This is a genomic window from [Clostridium] citroniae WAL-17108, assembly GCF_000233455.1.
GTDB classification, from domain to species: domain Bacteria; phylum Bacillota; class Clostridia; order Lachnospirales; family Lachnospiraceae; genus Enterocloster; species Enterocloster citroniae.
In genome coordinates this window covers 551,629-566,452 of sequence record NZ_JH376421.1, presented here as the reverse complement: position 1 = coordinate 566,452, position 14,824 = coordinate 551,629, and the positions used below count along the sequence as shown (strand labels likewise).

Sequence of the window (14,824 nt, the reverse complement as noted above, 5' to 3'; positions counted from 1 at the left end):
AAGGGTACGCGATACATTTATCCTTTTCCCCCGGAAACGGCGTTTTAATGCGTGACAATACGCCAAAATCAACCCGAACACAGGGAGGTGATCCTATCGCTGATTATATCAGGGCAGACACGCGGCTGCCCGCCTATCTGCCGTATCCCCGTTTCCTGCTGAAAATGGAGATTTCACAGACCGCCAAGCTGCTGTATTCGCTGCTGTTAGACCGTTCCACCCTCTCCCAGAAAAACAAGTGGCTGGACGACGAGGGCAGGATTTATATTATCTATCCCATCGCGGAGATAGCAGAAATACTGGATAAAGGCAGCACCACCATCAAGGGGGCGCTTAATGAACTGGACACGGCGGGGCTGTTGGAACGGGAACGGGGCGGCTTCTCCGCACCGAACCGGCTTTATGTCAAAGTACCGCCAGTGCCACAGGTACAGTTTTCAGACCAACTGATGGCCGGAAGTCCGCCCCTCATAGAGCCGGAAAACCGTCCTACTGATGGTCAGAAAACCGACCTTATGATGGTCGGAAAACCGTCCCCTAACCAAACTACTATAAACAACCTTACAGAGAGCCAAACAAAGGGAGTGAGTGGGGGGCCGTCCGCGCCCTATGGCCGATATGGAAATATTTTTCTGTCACAGACCGAATACGACGAGTTGCAGGCAGAGTACCCTGACAGGCTGGAACGGTTCATCGAGGAAATGAGCCGCTACCTTGCCGCCAACGGGAAAAGCTACCAGAACTATGCCGCCGCCCTGCGGATATGGGCGGGGAACGACAAAAAGGAAGCCCCTAAAAAGGGCATACCAGACTACTCATGCAAGGAGGGCGAGAGTTTATGAAGAATGAAATCAACGCGGTTTTGGAGAATATGACGACCACCATCCCGGAGCCGGAGGACTACACCGGCGAGGACGGTTTACTGTACTGCGGCAAGTGCCGCAAGCCGAAAGAAGCCTATTTTGCGCCGGATAAGGCCGCTATCTTCGGGCGCGACCGCCACCCGGCAGAGTGCGACTGCCAGAGAACCGCCCGCGAGGAACGGGAAGCCGCCGAAAAGCGGCGCAGACACCTTGACACCGTGGAAGAACTGAAACGCCGGGGCTTTACCGACCCCACCATGCGGGACTGGACTTTCGAGAACGACAACGGCAGGAACCCGCAGACCGGGCTTGCCCGCCGGTATGTGGAGCATTGGGAAGATATGCGGACAGACAATATCGGCTGCCTGTTCTGGGGCGGCGTAGGCACCGGCAAAAGCTACCTTGCAGGCTGTATCGCAAACGCCCTCATGGAGAAAGAAATCCCCGTCCGCATGACGAACTTTGCTCTTATCCTCAATGACCTTGCCGCCAGCTTTGAGGGGCGCAACGAGTACATTTCCCGCCTTTGTCGTTATCCGCTGCTGATCCTTGACGACTTCGGCATGGAACGCGGGACGGAATACGGGCTGGAACAGGTGTTCAATGTGATTGACAGCCGTTACCGCAGCGGCAAGCCGCTGATCGTCACGACCAACCTTACGCTGGACGACCTGCACAACCCGGAGGACACCGCCCATTCCCGGATTTATGACCGCCTGCTTTCCATGTGCGTCCCGGTACGCTTTACCGGCGACAACTTCCGGCAGGAAACCGCCAAGCGGAAAATGGAGAGCATGAAGAAACTGATTACCGACTGAAAGGAGTATTGCCTATGGCAGATAACAAGCAGCACGACACCCGCACCACCCGCCGCCCTGACTGTGTGACGGAAATCCGCATGGGCAATTCCGTCCTTGTCGTGTCCGGCTATTTCAAGAAAGACACCACAACCACAGCCGCCGACAAAATGGCGCGGGTACTGGAAGCGGAAGCCGCTGCTACACAGGAGCCGACTTATCCGGCGTGAACCGGGGCATGGAAAAGCGGCCATGCCAGGGAGCATGACCGCTGGAACGAAAATCGGAAGTGCTTTAGCAATTCTTAATCTCATTCTCTATAAAATAATTTGCAATTTCAAAGGCTTTTATTCTTCTCTTTGCCAATGTGATTTGTGATTTATAACGCTCGGAATTATCCTTTGATTCAAATGTTTTTACTGTTTCTCTTAGCTTGTGCAGAGTTGAATCAATTTGCCTTTTGGCCGCGGTTAATTCATCTATTGTATACTTCATGTTTTCTCCTTTAACTTCTGATTTTTTTGTTAAATCAGAGTATACCACGGAGTTATGAACTTTTCTACTGCAAATATGGGACGACAACCCATACCATAAAAATCGGAAAATTGAAAAGCTGTAAAGAAGCAAATTTAACGCTTTTGCCGCTGTACAGCCCCCGCCGTTCCGTGGTACAATGAAACCACGGAATAGTGGGGCTGGCTGTCGGAAACGGAGGATTTTATGTTAAGACAAGCCACCCAAAACCTCATTACCGCCCTTTATCCGAGATTGTCCCACGAGGATGAATTGCAAGGCGAGAGTAATTCCATATCGAACCAAAAAAGGATACTCGAAACCTACGCAAAACAGAACGGCTTTACCAATCTGCGCTGGTACACCGACGACGGTTTTTCCGGCGCGAACTTCCAGCGGCCCGGATTTCAAGCCATGCTTGCGGACATTGAAGCCGGGAAAGTGGGTACGGTCATCGTCAAGGACATGAGCCGGTTAGGGCGAAACTACTTGCAGGTAGGGTTTTACACGGAAATGCTGTTCCCTCAAAAGGGTGTGCGTTTTATCGCTGTCAACGATAATGTGGACAGTGCCAGCGAGGGCATGGACAACGATTTTACCCCGCTGCGAAATCTGTTCAATGAATGGCTGGTGAGAGATACGAGCAAGAAAATCAAGGCAGTGAAAAAGTCAAAAGGCATGAGCGGCAAGCCTGTTACCAGCAAGCCGGTTTACGGCTATGTGATGGACGAGGACGAGAATTTTATTATAGACGAGGAAGCCGCCCCGGTGGTGCAGCAGATTTACCAGCTTTGCCTTGCCGGGAACGGCCCGACCAAGATTGCCCGTATGCTGACGGAGCAGCAAATCCCCACGCCGGGGACGCTGGAATATCAGCGGACAGGCAGCACCCGCCGTTATCACCCAGGCTATGAGTGCAAATGGGCGACCAACACCGTCGTTCATATCCTCGAAAACCGAGAGTACACCGGATGTCTGGTGAACTTCAAAACGGAAAAGCCTTCTTATAAGGTCAAGCACAGCATAGAGAACCCCGTCGAGAAGCAGGCCATTTTCGAGAACCACCATGAGCCGATCATCGACAAGGAAACATGGGAACGGGTGCAGGAGTTACGCAAACAGCGCAAACGCCCGAACCGCTACGATGAAGTGGGGCTGTTCTCCGGGATTTTGTTCTGCGCCGACTGCGGCCATGTGCTGTATCAGCAGCGGTATCAGAACAAAGACCGCAAACAGGACTGCTACATCTGCGGCAGCTACAAGAAGCGCACCCGCAACTGTACGGCGCACTTTATCCGCACCGATCTGTTGACCGCTGGTGTCCTGGCAAATCTCCGGCAAGTGACCGAATACGCAGCCAAGCATGAGAGCCGGTTTGTGAAACTACTTGTCCAGCAGAACGAGATCGGCGGCAAGCGAAAGACCGCCGCAGCCATCAAGCAGCTTGAACAGGCGCAGGAACGCATTTCTGAAATCAGCCGCATTATCAAGCGGCTGTATGAGGACAATGTAAACGGCAAAATCAGCGATGAGCGTTTCATGGAACTGTCGGCTGACTACGAAGCCGAGCAAGCGGAGCTGAAAAAGAGAGCCGCCGCCCTGCAAGCCGAACTGGACAAGTCACAGGCAGCTACCGTCAACGCCGAGAAATTTATGGGCATTGTCCGCAAGCACCTTGCCTTTGAAGAACTGACCCCCACTCTCTTGCGGGAAATGATCGAGAAAATTGTGGTGCATGAGTGCAGCTATGATGAGAACGGCACCCGCAGGCAGGACATTGAGATTTATTACAGCTTTGTCGGCAAGATTGACTTGCCCGAATAACCGCCCGACCTATCCGACACAATGGCCAAGTGTCGGATAGGAACGGCAAAATTTTTTGCACTTCTATTGCTTCTTTATCACACATAAGCAAAATCACAGGGCATGAAGCAGCTCATGGCCGGCGCTGGTGTAGCCGTGGTCGGCATGGTCCTTGTACCTCTGCTCTCCGGGCTGTTCTCTGTCTAAGCGTCCCTGCATGAAATCCTTGCCGCTCCCGCAGTTTTGCGGGGGCGGCGGAAAGGAGGTTGACACCGTATGGATTTCTTACTTGAAGCCCTGACAAATTGGCTGAAAGAAATGCTGGTGGGCGGTATTATGAGCAACCTTTCGGGGATGTTTGACAGCGTAAACCAACAAGTCGCGGATATATCCGTACAGGTAGGCCAGACCCCACAGGGATGGAATGGCAGTATTTTCAGCATGATTGAGAACCTGTCAAACTCCATTATGGTGCCGATTGCAGGCGTGATCCTGGCTATCGTGATGACCGTAGACCTGATCCAGATGATCGCAGACAAGAACAACCTGCATGATGTGGACACCTGGATGATTTTTAAGTGGGTGTTCAAATCAGCCGCCGCCATCCTCATTGTCACAAACACATGGAATATCGTGATGGGCGTCTTTGATATGGCGCAGAGCGTAGTAGCGCAGGCAGCAGGGATCATCGGTTCGGATGCGTCCATTGACATTTCTTCTGTTTTGGCAGATATGGAGCCGAGACTTATGGAAATGGATCTGGGACCGCTATTCGGGCTTTGGTTCCAGTCCCTCTTTATTGGCATTACCATGTGGGCGCTGTATATCTGTATCTTTATCGTCATTTATGGCCGTATGATTGAGATCTACCTTGTCACATCCGTTGCGCCGCTTCCGATGGCTGCCATGATGGGCAAGGAATGGGGCGGGATGGGACAGAACTACCTCCGCTCCCTGCTGGCGCTGGGCTTTCAGGCGTTTCTCATCATCGTCTGCGTGGCAATTTATGCTGTGCTGGTGCAGAACATCGCTCTGGAAGATGACATCATCATGGCAATCTGGAGCTGCGTGGGCTACACCGTACTGCTGTGCTTTACGCTGTTCAAAACCGGCAGTCTCGCAAAATCAGTCTTTCAGGCGCACTAAAGGAGGGTTCTGTATGAAAAAATATCAAATCATTTACGCAGACCCGCCATGGAACTACAAAGTATATTCCAAGAAAGGATTGGGACGCAGTGCAGAAAGTCACTATCCGACCATGAGTATCGAGGATATTTGTGCGCTGCCAGTAGGCAACTTGGCGGATAAAGACTGTGCCTTGTTTTTATGGGTCACGATTCCATGTTTACTGGAAGGTCTCTCAGTTCTGAAGGCATGGGGATTTACCTATAAAACCGTCGGCTTTGTTTGGGTAAAGCAAAATCGAAAGGCAGATAGCTTGTTCTGGGGAATGGGATATTGGACGCGCTCCAATGTGGAACTTTGTATCCTCGCAACGAAAGGACATCCCAAGCGTATAAACGCAGCTGTTCATCAGGTCATTGTCTCTCACATTGAAGAACATTCAAAAAAACCGCAGGAAGCCAGAGAACGCATTGTCTCATTGATGGGTGATCTCCCGCGCATAGAACTGTTTGCTCGTCAATCCACACCCGGTTGGGATGTGTGGGGAAATGAAGTGGACAGCTCTATTTCATTCCCATAAAGGAGGTGGATAATATGGCTTATGTACCCGTACCCAAAGATTTAACCAAAGTCAAAACCAAGGTCATGTTCAATCTGACACGAAGGCAGCTGGTCTGCTTTACCGCCGGGGCGCTTGTAGGTGTACCGCTGTTCTTGTGGCTCCGTGAGCCTGCGGGAAACAGCATGGCTGCCATGTGTATGATGCTGGTCATGATGCCCTTCTTCCTGCTGGCAATGTATGAAAAGCATGGACAGCCCCTGGAAAAGATCGTCGGCAACATCCTCAAAGTAGCTGTGATCCGTCCCAAGCAGCGTCCCTACCAGACCAATAACTTTTATGCCGTATTAAAGCGGCAGGAAATGCTCGATAAGGAGGTGTATGACATTGTTCACCGCAATGAAAAGCTGGCTGCGCCGTCTGCTGGGAAAACCGGAAGAAAAGACCGTGCATCCGGTAAAGACAAAGAAAAAGCTGTCCCGCGCCGATAAGAAGCAGATCGAAGCGGCCATTGCCCGCGCCAACCGCACGGACAAAAAAGGAAAATCGGCACAGGACAGTATCCCCTATGAACGAATGTGGCCGGACGGGATCTGCCGCGTATCGGACAGCCACTACACAAAGACCATTCAGTTTCAGGACATCAACTATCAGCTCTCCCAAAATGAAGATAAGACCGCGATCTTTGAGGGCTGGTGTGATTTCCTCAATTATTTCGACAGCTCGATTCACTTCCAGCTGTCTTTTTTGAACCTTGCGGCATCGGAGGAGACCTTTGCCAACTCCATTTCCATTCCGCCCCAGGGGGATGCCTTTGACAGTATCCGTGAGGAATATACCACGATGCTGCAAAATCAGCTGGCCAGAGGCAACAACGGTCTCATCAAGACCAAATACCTGACCTTTGGTATCAACGCTGACAGCATCAAAGCCGCCAAGCCCCGTCTGGAGCGTATTGAGACCGATATACTCAATAACTTCAAGCGTCTTGGTGTAGCCGCCAGAACATTGGACGGTAAGGAAAGGCTTTCCCAGCTTCATGCGGTATTCCACATGGATGAACAGCTCCCGTTTCAGTTTGAATGGGACTGGCTGGCTCCTTCCGGCCTGTCCACGAAAGATTTTATTGCACCAAGCTCCTTTGAGTTCCGCACCGGCAAGCAGTTCCGTATGGGCAAGAAATACGGGGCTGTTTCTTTTTTGCAGATTTTAGCCCCAGAGCTGAATGACCGTCTGCTGGCTGATTTTCTGGATATGGAAAGCTCGCTCATTGTGAGTATGCACATTCAGTCGGTGGATCAGGTGAAAGCCATCAAAACGGTAAAGCGTAAGATTACCGATCTGGACCGCAGTAAGATTGAGGAACAGAAAAAAGCAGTCCGCGCCGGATACGACATGGACATCATTCCTTCTGACCTTGCCACCTACGGCAGCGAAGCGAAAAAGCTGTTGCAGGATTTGCAGAGCCGAAACGAGAGAATGTTCCTGGTCTCCTTTTTGGTGCTGAACACAGCGGACACCCCCCGTCAGCTTGGCAACAACATCTTTCAGGCAGGCTCTATTGCCCAGAAGTATAACTGCCAGCTGACCAGACTGGACTTCCAGCAGGAAGAAGGGCTGATGAGCTGTCTGCCCCTGGGACTCAATCAGATCGAGATTCAGCGAGGGCTGACCACCAGTTCTACGGCTATCTTTGTACCATTCACCACACAGGAATTATTCCAGAACGGCAAGGAAGCCCTGTACTACGGCATCAATGCCCTGTCCAACAACCTCATCATGGTGGATAGAAAGCTGCTGAAAAACCCCAACGGCTTGATTTTGGGTACGCCGGGTTCCGGTAAGTCTTTCAGCGCCAAGCGTGAGATTGCCAACTGCTTTTTGCTTACCAATGATGATGTCATCATCTGTGACCCGGAAGCGGAGTACGCACCTCTGGTGGATCGTCTGCATGGGCAGGTCATCAAGATCTCGCCTACCTCAACCAACTACATCAATCCGATGGATCTGAACCTGGACTATTCGGATGATGAAAGCCCGCTGTCCCTCAAGTCTGACTTTATCCTCAGCTTGTGTGAGCTGATCGTGGGCGGTAAGGACGGATTGCAGCCGGTGCAGAAAACCATCATCGACCGTTGTGTGCGTCTGGTCTATCAGACCTACCTCAATGACCCGCGCCCGGAGAATATGCCCATACTGGAGGACCTATATAACCTGCTCCGTTCACAGGAGGAAAAGGAAGCCCAGTATATCGCCACGGCCCTTGAAATCTATGTAACCGGCTCCCTCAATGTGTTCAATCACCAGAGCAATGTGGACATCAATAACCGCATTGTCTGCTATGACATTAAGGAGCTGGGCAAGCAACTCAAGAAAATCGGTATGTTGGTGGTCCAGGATCAGGTGTGGAACCGCGTTACCATTAACCGCGCTGCCCACAAGTCCACCCGTTATTACATCGACGAGATGCACCTGCTTTTGAAGGAGGAGCAGACCGCCGCTTATACGGTGGAAATCTGGAAGCGATTCCGCAAATGGGGCGGTATTCCGACAGGTATCACCCAGAATGTCAAAGACCTTTTGAGCAGCCGCGAGGTGGAGAACATCTTTGAAAACTCCGACTTCGTGTATATGCTCAACCAGGCAGGCGGAGACCGTCAGATTCTCGCCAAGCAGCTGGGCATTTCCACGCACCAGCTTAGCTATGTGACCCACTCCGGTGAGGGCGAGGGCCTGCTGTTCTATGGCTCCACCATCCTGCCCTTCGTTGACCACTTCCCGAAGAATACTGAGCTTTACCGCATTATGACCACCAAACCCCAGGAACTGAAAAAGGAGGATGAATAACTATGAAACAGAATATTTGCGAACTTGATACCATGATTTTTTTCCGTGAGGCATTGGAGGCTCACGAATTCATGTTGCTTCCGGTAATGGCCTCCGCTGTTGTTGAGTGTCGTACCGCTGACAAAGAACTCAAAACCTTGAATGAGGATGGCGAAATTGGTCTTGCCCGTCTCTTTTCGATTTGGGCGAATATGATGTGTGCCCCTGGTGCAGCAACCATTGTAGGGTGCAGACCTATCACAATGCTCTCTGAGATTCTGGCGCAAGTCCATGCGTATCTCACCGTGCATCCGCTATATGATCCGGAAGGTTTGGCCCTCTATGTGGAGCTGCACCACATGATGGATGCTATCCTAATGGGTGATTGGTTTGAATAAAGAGCCGCGCCTGCGCTTTACTGATGAGGAACGGGCTGACCCTGCACTGGAAAAGCCGATCCGCAAAACGGAGAAAGCTACGGCCAGAGCAGATAAGGCGCAGGCCAATATTCCAAAGAAAAAAGTCAGACAGACGGTCATTGACCCGGACACCGGGAAAAAGACCTCGAAGCTGACCTTTGAGGACAAGAAAAAACCACCTTCCAAACTTTCTCAAGGGGTTAAGGAAGCTCCCGTCCATCTGGTCGCGGGCAAGTTTCACAAAGAGATCCGGGAAACAGAACAGGACAATGTGGGCGTGGAAAGCGCCCACAAGTCCGAGGAGGCGGTGGAGACCAGCGCTTATCTGGTGCGGGAGGGCTATCGCAGCCACAAGCTGAAGCCGTACCGCAAAGCAGCCCAGGCCGAGCAGAAGCTGGAAAAGGCAAATGTAAATGCCCTGTACCAGAAGTCCCTACGGGAAAATCCTCAGTTTACCAGCAACCCTCTCTCCCGCTGGCAGCAAAAACAGAGTATCAAAAAGCAGTATGCCGTCGCCAAGCGCACCGGTCAGACTGCCGGAAATACCGCCCAGGCTGCGTCCAAAACCGGAAAAGCCGCAAGGACGGTAAAAGAAAAGGCACAGCAGGCAGGGGCATTCGTCATGCGCCACAAGAAGGGCTTCCTGATCGCAGGGGTTTTGTTCCTCATCGCCTGTATGCTGATGAATACCATGTTCTCCTGCTCTATGATGGCACAGAGTATTGGTTCTGTAATTTCCGGCACTACCTATCCATCGGATGACCCGGAAATGCTGGCGGTGGAGGCAGATTATGCAGACAGAGAAGCTCGGTTGCAGGAGAAAATCGACAACATCGAAAGCAGCCACCCAGGGTATGACGAGTATCGCTATAACCTGGATATGATTGGCCATGACCCCCATGAGCTGGCGGCAGTTCTCTCTGCTGTCTTGCAAGGCTATACACGCCACAGCGCACAGGCAGAGCTGGATCATGTGTTTGATGCACAGTATCAGCTTACGCTGAGAGAAGAAATTCAGATTCGCACTTACACTGACGAAGATGGTGATGAGCATGAATATGAATATCGTATTCTCCATGTAACTTTAACAAGCCGTTCCATTGCCTCTCTTGCGCCAGAACTACTGACTCCGGAGCAGATGGAGATGTACCAGGTCTACCGACAGACTATGGGCAATAAGCCGCTGTTATTTGGTGGCGGTTCTCCCGATACAGGTGTTTCTGAAGATTTGACTGGTGTTGAATTTATCAATGGCACCCGCCCCGGCAATCCGCAGCTGGTGGAACTGGCGAAAAGTCAGGTGGGCAATGTGGGAGGACAACCTTATTGGAGCTGGTACGGCTTTGACTCCCGTGTGGAATGGTGTGCCTGCTTTGTATCATGGTGCTATGGTCAATCCGGTCGAACGGAACCACGCTTTGCTGGTTGTCAGTCTCAGGGTGTTCCGTGGTTCCAGTCTCATGGACAGTGGGGCGCACGAGGATATGAAAACATCGCCCCCGGTGATGCCATTTTCTTCGATTGGGATCTGGATGGTTCCGCAGACCATGTGGGAATTGTTGTCGGCACCGATGGCAGCCGTGTTTATACCGTGGAGGGAAATTCCGGCGATGCCTGCAAGATCAAAAGTTATGACCTGAATTATCAGAGTATCAAGGGCTACGGCCTGATGAACTGGTAACAGAGATTTTTTAGAAGGAGTGATAGACGATGGCAAAGAACAAAATTGAACGCATTGACCAGGAGATTGCTAAGGTCCGCGAGAAGATCGCAGAGTATCAGGAAAAGCTCAAGGCGCTGGAGGTACAGAAAACCGAGGCAGAAAATCTGGAGATCGTCCAGATGGTGCGCGCACTGCGTATGACCCCGGCTCAGCTGAGCGCCATGCTGTCCGGAGGCACAGTTCCCGGCAGTTTTGCTGATGACAACAACGAACAGGAGGAAAACAGCTATGAGGAATAAACGATTGCTCCGAACACTTTCCGCCCTTTGTCTGACGCTGGTGCTGGCATCGGGCTTTACCGTTCCCGCTTTTGCCCAGGGCGCAGCGCCGCCCCCGGCAGAGGATACCACCAATGACAGCAATGTGGTGGTGGAAGAAACGGAAAAAGCACCTCCGCTGACCCCGGAGGGCAACGCCGCTCTGGTGGATGATTTCGGGGGCAATAAACAGCTCATTACCGTTACCACCAAGGCGGGCAACTATTTTTATATCCTGATCGACAGGGCCAACGAGGATAAAAAGACTGCTGTTCACTTTCTGAACCAGGTGGATGAAGCGGACCTGATGGCGCTGATGGAAGATGGAAAACCCAAAGAGGAGCCGCCTGCTGTGTGCAGCTGCACGAAGAAATGTGAAGCAGGGGCAGTTAATACGGCCTGTCCGGTCTGTGTAACTGATAAGAGTAAATGTACGGGAAAAGCACCGGAACCTCCGGCAGAAACACCGGAGCCGGAAAAAGAGAAGCCTGCCGGACTGAACCCGGCTGCGCTGATCCTTCTGCTGGCTCTGCTGGGCGGCGGTGGCGTATTTGCCTACTTGAAGCTCGTTAAGAATAAGCCTAAGACCAAGGGCAATGACAGTCTGGACGATTATGATTATGGTGAGGAAGATTCCGAGGAATGGGAAACCGAAGATGAGGAAGTCCTTGAGGATGGTTTTGAGGGTTCTGACCCTAATGAGGAACGCGATAGAGCAGATTGAACCATTTGAGCGTAGCGTATTTCAAATCATTGCGGGATAAGGGACAGAGGACAGGGAGAAATTCCTGTCCTCTGCTGCTCTACTCACTCTCTTACTGTAAATCCACACCCAAAATCAGCACATGGTCAAAGAAAGGAGGACCTCACAATGAACACATGGAACTGGTTATTACACTTTCTGATTATTTTTGATCTGGTCGCCTTCGGAATTTACTTTGGAGGAGACATTCTTTTCACTGCTATCAGCAAAGTTCAAAAAAAGTCAAAGAAGGACGATGACTTGGATCTTTATGATTTTGAAATTGAGACCGCACCCCAAAAGCGCTCTTTATGTGTGGACTCAATCCGAATGCTTTATTCTGGTGAGATAGATGAATTTGTGGAAAAGGAACTGTTGCCTGATGCAGCGGAGACCATGAACGCTTTATCTGAAGCTGAAAAAACAGCAGTTAGCCTGTTACTAAAAGCTTATATCGGTTTTTTGAGCGAAGAAGCAACGGTAGATGAACAAAGTTTTCCCATGGTTAAGGAACTGTTGTCTTATACACAGGGCAGCAAAGAAGATGGTGAAAAAGATGCCATAGATTGTCTGATGGAAGATACGGTCAGCAGAACCCACAGACATCGAGAATATTACAACAATTATCAACGCTATCAACTGATGCAGGTGGATAAAGAGCGTGTGATTATGGCCTGCAATATCATAATCAATGATTTGATTGGCAGGTTGTACCGATATGATTATCGCTTTGGCTATGACATTACACTTGCCTCAGAACACAGCATTGCAAAAAAACTGTCTGATAATTGGCAGAATGAATGGGAGGTTGAAGATTATGAAGCTGGTGATTGCTGAAAAACCATCGGTTGCACAAAGTCTGGCGGCGGTGATCGGTGCAACTGCCCGTAAGAACGGGTATCTGGAGGGCAACGGCTGGCGTGTCAGCTGGTGCGTGGGCCATCTGGCCGGTCTTGCGGATGCAGACAGCTATGACCCCAAGTACGCCAAGTGGCGATATGATGACCTGCCTATCCTGCCGGAGCATTGGCAGATGGTGGTGGGCAAAGATAAAAAGAAGCAGTTTGATATTCTCAAAAAGCTGATGAATGCCCCGGATGTGACGGAAGTGGTAAATGCCTGTGATGCCGGACGCGAGGGCGAGCTGATCTTCCGCAGCGTCTACGAGCTGGCAGGTTGCCAAAAGCCGATGAAAAGGCTCTGGATTTCTTCGATGGAGGACTCCGCCATAAGGGAGGGCTTTGCAAACCTGCGCCCCGGTGCGGACTATGATGAACTTCGGGATGCTGCCCTCTGCCGTGCCAAGGCGGACTGGCTGGTGGGGATCAATGCCACAAGGCTGTTTTCCGTGCTGTACCACCGCACACTCAACATCGGGCGCGTTATGTCCCCAACGCTGGCACTCATTGTCCAGCGAGAAGCTGAGATCGACACCTTTAAGCCGGTTCCCTTTTATACCGTGGCGCTGGAGCTGCCCGGTCTTACCGTATCCGGGGAGCGCATGGCGGATAAGGCTGCTGCCGAGCAGCTGAAAGAAGCCTGTCAGGGTGCAAATGTCACAATCAAAAAGATGGAGCGCAAGGAAAAGTCCGAAAAGCCGCCTGCCCTCTATGACCTGACTGCTCTGCAAAGAGATGCCAACCGCCTGCTTGGATTTACAGCCCAGCAGACCCTGGACTATCTGCAAAACCTGTATGAAAAGAAGCTTTGCACCTATCCCCGTACTGACAGCCGCTATCTGACCGGTGATATGGCAGACAGCCTGCCGGTGCTGGTGAATCTGGTTGCCAATGCTATGCCGTTTCGCAAAGGGATCGCCATTACCTGTGACTCCCATGCGGTCATCAACGATAAGAAAGTAACTGACCACCACGCGGTAATCCCTACCAGAAATCTCAAGGATGCAGACCTTTCTGCCCTTCCTGCGGGAGAAAAAGCGGTGCTGGAGCTGGTGGCCCTGCGTCTGCTGTGCGCCGTAGCCCAGCCCCATATCTATTCGGAAACCGTTGTGATTGCAGCGTGTGCCGGTGGGGAGTTTACCGCCAAAGGAAAAACAGTGAAGCACCCCGGATGGAAAGCACTGGAGGACGCTTACCGTGCCAAAACGAAGGATGCAGAGCCGAAAAAAGAGGGCGCAGAGAAAGCCCTGCCGGAGCTGACCGAAGGACAGACCCTTTCGGTTGCTGCTGCAATCATCAAAGAAGGCAAAAGCAGTCCTCCTCAGCGCTTTACGGAGGACACCCTATTGTCCGCGATGGAGACTGCCGGAAAAGAGGATATGCCGGAGGATGCCGAGCGAAAAGGTCTGGGGACACCGGCCACTCGTGCCGGTATTTTGGAAAAGCTGGTATCTGCCGGTTTTCTGGAACGAAAAAAGAACAGGAAAACGGTGCAGCTTCTCCCTTCCCACGATGCAGTCTCCCTGATCACAGTCTTGCCGGAACAGCTGCAATCGCCGCTTCTGACTGCCGAGTGGGAGTACCGCCTGGGCGAGATCGAGCGCGGGCAGCTTGCCCCGGAGGAGTTTCTGGACGGGATCAGCACCATGCTGAAAGATCTGGTGGGAACTTATCAGGTCATCAAGGGAACCGAGTACCTGTTCACTCCGCCCCGTGAGGTGGTGGGCAAATGCCCCCGCTGCGGCGGTGAAGTTGCAGAATTGCAAAAAGGCTTCTTCTGTCAGAACAAAGATTGCAAATTTGCAATCTGGAAAAACAACAAATGGTGGGCTGCCAAGAAAAAACAGCCGACCAAGGCTGTGGTGTCTGCACTGCTTAACGATGGCCGTGTCCGTGTGACGGGCCTATATTCGGAGAAAACCGGAAAGACCTACGATGCCGCTGTGGTTTTGGAGGATGATGGACAGTACGCTAACTTCAAGCTGGAATTTGACCAGCGGAAAGGAGGCAGCCGATGAAGCTCTCTTTAGCGGAACGGGAAACCATTCTCCTCTATAATCAGGCAGAACCAATGGCTGAGATCTATACCCATGATCCCCGTCTGATGGAGAAGCTGGATCTGCTGGCAAAAAAGCACCCCGACCAGATCACCCGAAAGGACGCCCATAACTTTACCGTCCCAAAGCGGTGTGTATCAGTCCGGGAGCCATATAGCGCAGAACGCCGCAAAGCCGCCAGTGAGCGTGCGAAAGCCGCCGGATACCAGCCTCCTATGCGAAAGTCCGGCAGTTAAAGGCA

General features: G+C 51.7%; 16 protein-coding genes and 1 pseudogene. 16 read left to right on the top strand and 1 reads right to left on the bottom strand.

Annotated elements, in window-relative coordinates; genetic code table 11:
- Positions 1-107: 107 nt before the first annotated feature.
- Genes HMPREF9469_RS12550 through HMPREF9469_RS12540 form a run of 3 tightly spaced genes read left to right on the top strand, consistent with a single transcriptional unit; the run spans position 108 to position 1,890 of the window.
- Positions 108-842, top strand: coding sequence for a replication initiator protein A (locus HMPREF9469_RS12550; RefSeq protein WP_087325174.1), 735 nt, complete (start codon positions 108-110; stop codon positions 840-842).
- A complete protein-coding gene (locus HMPREF9469_RS12545; RefSeq protein WP_002596233.1) occupies positions 839-1,681 on the top strand; it encodes an ATP-binding protein in 843 nt (280 codons plus the stop codon). The genes HMPREF9469_RS12550 and HMPREF9469_RS12545 overlap by 4 nt, the downstream gene beginning before the upstream one ends.
- Positions 1,682-1,695: 14 nt before the next feature.
- A complete protein-coding gene (locus HMPREF9469_RS12540; RefSeq protein WP_002596234.1) occupies positions 1,696-1,890 on the top strand; it encodes a transposon-encoded TnpW family protein in 195 nt (64 codons plus the stop codon).
- Between the two features lie 64 nt (positions 1,891-1,954).
- Here HMPREF9469_RS12540 and HMPREF9469_RS12535 read toward each other — a convergent pair whose 3' ends face one another.
- On the bottom strand, positions 1,955-2,155 hold the full coding sequence (locus HMPREF9469_RS12535) for a hypothetical protein (RefSeq protein ID WP_002596235.1): 201 nt from the start codon (positions 2,153-2,155) through the stop codon (positions 1,955-1,957).
- A 225-nt stretch (positions 2,156-2,380) separates the two neighbouring features.
- Here HMPREF9469_RS12535 and HMPREF9469_RS12530 point away from each other — a divergent pair, with 225 nt between their 5' ends.
- From HMPREF9469_RS12530 to HMPREF9469_RS12475, 13 genes and pseudogenes are all read left to right on the top strand, one after another.
- The gene (locus HMPREF9469_RS12530; RefSeq protein WP_002596236.1) at positions 2,381-3,997 is read left to right on the top strand and encodes a recombinase family protein; all 1,617 of its coding nucleotides are present in this window, start codon (positions 2,381-2,383) and stop codon (positions 3,995-3,997) included.
- Positions 3,998-4,084: 87 nt separating this feature from the next.
- Positions 4,085-4,183, top strand: a pseudogene (locus HMPREF9469_RS33495) (Maff2 family mobile element protein); the annotation flags it as partial.
- A gap of 69 nt (positions 4,184-4,252) precedes the next feature.
- Positions 4,253-5,122: a VirB6/TrbL-like conjugal transfer protein, CD1112 family gene (locus HMPREF9469_RS12525; protein ID WP_002589061.1), complete on the top strand. Its 870-nt coding sequence runs from the start codon at positions 4,253-4,255 to the stop codon at positions 5,120-5,122.
- Positions 5,123-5,135: 13 nt separating this feature from the next.
- Positions 5,136-5,681, top strand: coding sequence for an MT-A70 family methyltransferase (locus tag HMPREF9469_RS12520; protein WP_002589060.1), 546 nt, complete (start codon positions 5,136-5,138; stop codon positions 5,679-5,681).
- Positions 5,682-5,695: 14 nt separating this feature from the next.
- Positions 5,696-6,151, top strand: a complete 456-nt coding sequence (locus HMPREF9469_RS12515) for a PrgI family protein (protein WP_002589059.1) — start codon at positions 5,696-5,698, stop codon at positions 6,149-6,151.
- Complete coding sequence (locus tag HMPREF9469_RS12510; protein WP_007862398.1) at positions 6,108-8,507, top strand: VirB4-like conjugal transfer ATPase, CD1110 family; 2,400 nt, start codon at positions 6,108-6,110, stop codon at positions 8,505-8,507. Before HMPREF9469_RS12515 ends, HMPREF9469_RS12510 begins: the two co-directional genes overlap by 44 nt.
- 2 nt (positions 8,508-8,509) lie before the next feature.
- Complete coding sequence (locus HMPREF9469_RS12505) at positions 8,510-8,884, top strand: DUF3851 family protein (RefSeq protein WP_002569211.1); 375 nt, start codon at positions 8,510-8,512, stop codon at positions 8,882-8,884.
- Positions 8,877-10,586, top strand: a complete 1,710-nt coding sequence (locus tag HMPREF9469_RS12500) for a CHAP domain-containing protein (RefSeq protein WP_038271071.1) — start codon at positions 8,877-8,879, stop codon at positions 10,584-10,586. The genes HMPREF9469_RS12505 and HMPREF9469_RS12500 overlap by 8 nt, the downstream gene beginning before the upstream one ends.
- A gap of 29 nt (positions 10,587-10,615) precedes the next feature.
- A complete protein-coding gene (locus HMPREF9469_RS12495; RefSeq protein WP_002589133.1) occupies positions 10,616-10,867 on the top strand; it encodes a DUF4315 family protein in 252 nt (83 codons plus the stop codon).
- Positions 10,857-11,609, top strand: coding sequence for a DUF4366 domain-containing protein (locus HMPREF9469_RS12490; protein ID WP_002589132.1), 753 nt, complete (start codon positions 10,857-10,859; stop codon positions 11,607-11,609). The genes HMPREF9469_RS12495 and HMPREF9469_RS12490 overlap by 11 nt, the downstream gene beginning before the upstream one ends.
- A 147-nt stretch (positions 11,610-11,756) precedes the next feature.
- Positions 11,757-12,464 carry a hypothetical protein gene (locus HMPREF9469_RS12485; protein ID WP_002589131.1) on the top strand — a complete coding sequence of 236 codons (708 nt, stop codon included), beginning with the start codon at positions 11,757-11,759 and terminating at the stop codon, positions 12,462-12,464.
- Positions 12,445-14,544, top strand: coding sequence for a type IA DNA topoisomerase (locus HMPREF9469_RS12480; protein WP_007862391.1), 2,100 nt, complete (start codon positions 12,445-12,447; stop codon positions 14,542-14,544). Before HMPREF9469_RS12485 ends, HMPREF9469_RS12480 begins: the two co-directional genes overlap by 20 nt.
- Positions 14,541-14,819 (top strand): hypothetical protein, encoded by a 279-nt coding sequence (locus HMPREF9469_RS12475; RefSeq protein WP_002588974.1) that lies wholly within the window; start codon positions 14,541-14,543, stop codon positions 14,817-14,819. The genes HMPREF9469_RS12480 and HMPREF9469_RS12475 overlap by 4 nt, the downstream gene beginning before the upstream one ends.
- The last annotated feature ends 5 nt before the right edge of the window (positions 14,820-14,824 follow it).

Coding starts and splice junctions, on each gene's coding strand:
- HMPREF9469_RS12545 (WP_002596233.1), top strand. CDS start 839: ATGAAGAATGAAATCAACGCGGTTTTGGAGAATATGACGACCACCATC.
- HMPREF9469_RS12540 (WP_002596234.1), top strand. CDS start 1,696: ATGGCAGATAACAAGCAGCACGACACCCGCACCACCCGCCGCCCTGAC.
- HMPREF9469_RS12535 (WP_002596235.1), bottom strand. CDS start 2,155: ATGAAGTATACAATAGATGAATTAACCGCGGCCAAAAGGCAAATTGAT.
- HMPREF9469_RS12530 (WP_002596236.1), top strand. CDS start 2,381: ATGTTAAGACAAGCCACCCAAAACCTCATTACCGCCCTTTATCCGAGA.
- HMPREF9469_RS12525 (WP_002589061.1), top strand. CDS start 4,253: ATGGATTTCTTACTTGAAGCCCTGACAAATTGGCTGAAAGAAATGCTG.
- HMPREF9469_RS12520 (WP_002589060.1), top strand. CDS start 5,136: ATGAAAAAATATCAAATCATTTACGCAGACCCGCCATGGAACTACAAA.
- HMPREF9469_RS12515 (WP_002589059.1), top strand. CDS start 5,696: ATGGCTTATGTACCCGTACCCAAAGATTTAACCAAAGTCAAAACCAAG.
- HMPREF9469_RS12505 (WP_002569211.1), top strand. CDS start 8,510: ATGAAACAGAATATTTGCGAACTTGATACCATGATTTTTTTCCGTGAG.
- HMPREF9469_RS12495 (WP_002589133.1), top strand. CDS start 10,616: ATGGCAAAGAACAAAATTGAACGCATTGACCAGGAGATTGCTAAGGTC.
- HMPREF9469_RS12490 (WP_002589132.1), top strand. CDS start 10,857: ATGAGGAATAAACGATTGCTCCGAACACTTTCCGCCCTTTGTCTGACG.
- HMPREF9469_RS12485 (WP_002589131.1), top strand. CDS start 11,757: ATGAACACATGGAACTGGTTATTACACTTTCTGATTATTTTTGATCTG.
- HMPREF9469_RS12480 (WP_007862391.1), top strand. CDS start 12,445: ATGAAGCTGGTGATTGCTGAAAAACCATCGGTTGCACAAAGTCTGGCG.
- HMPREF9469_RS12475 (WP_002588974.1), top strand. CDS start 14,541: ATGAAGCTCTCTTTAGCGGAACGGGAAACCATTCTCCTCTATAATCAG.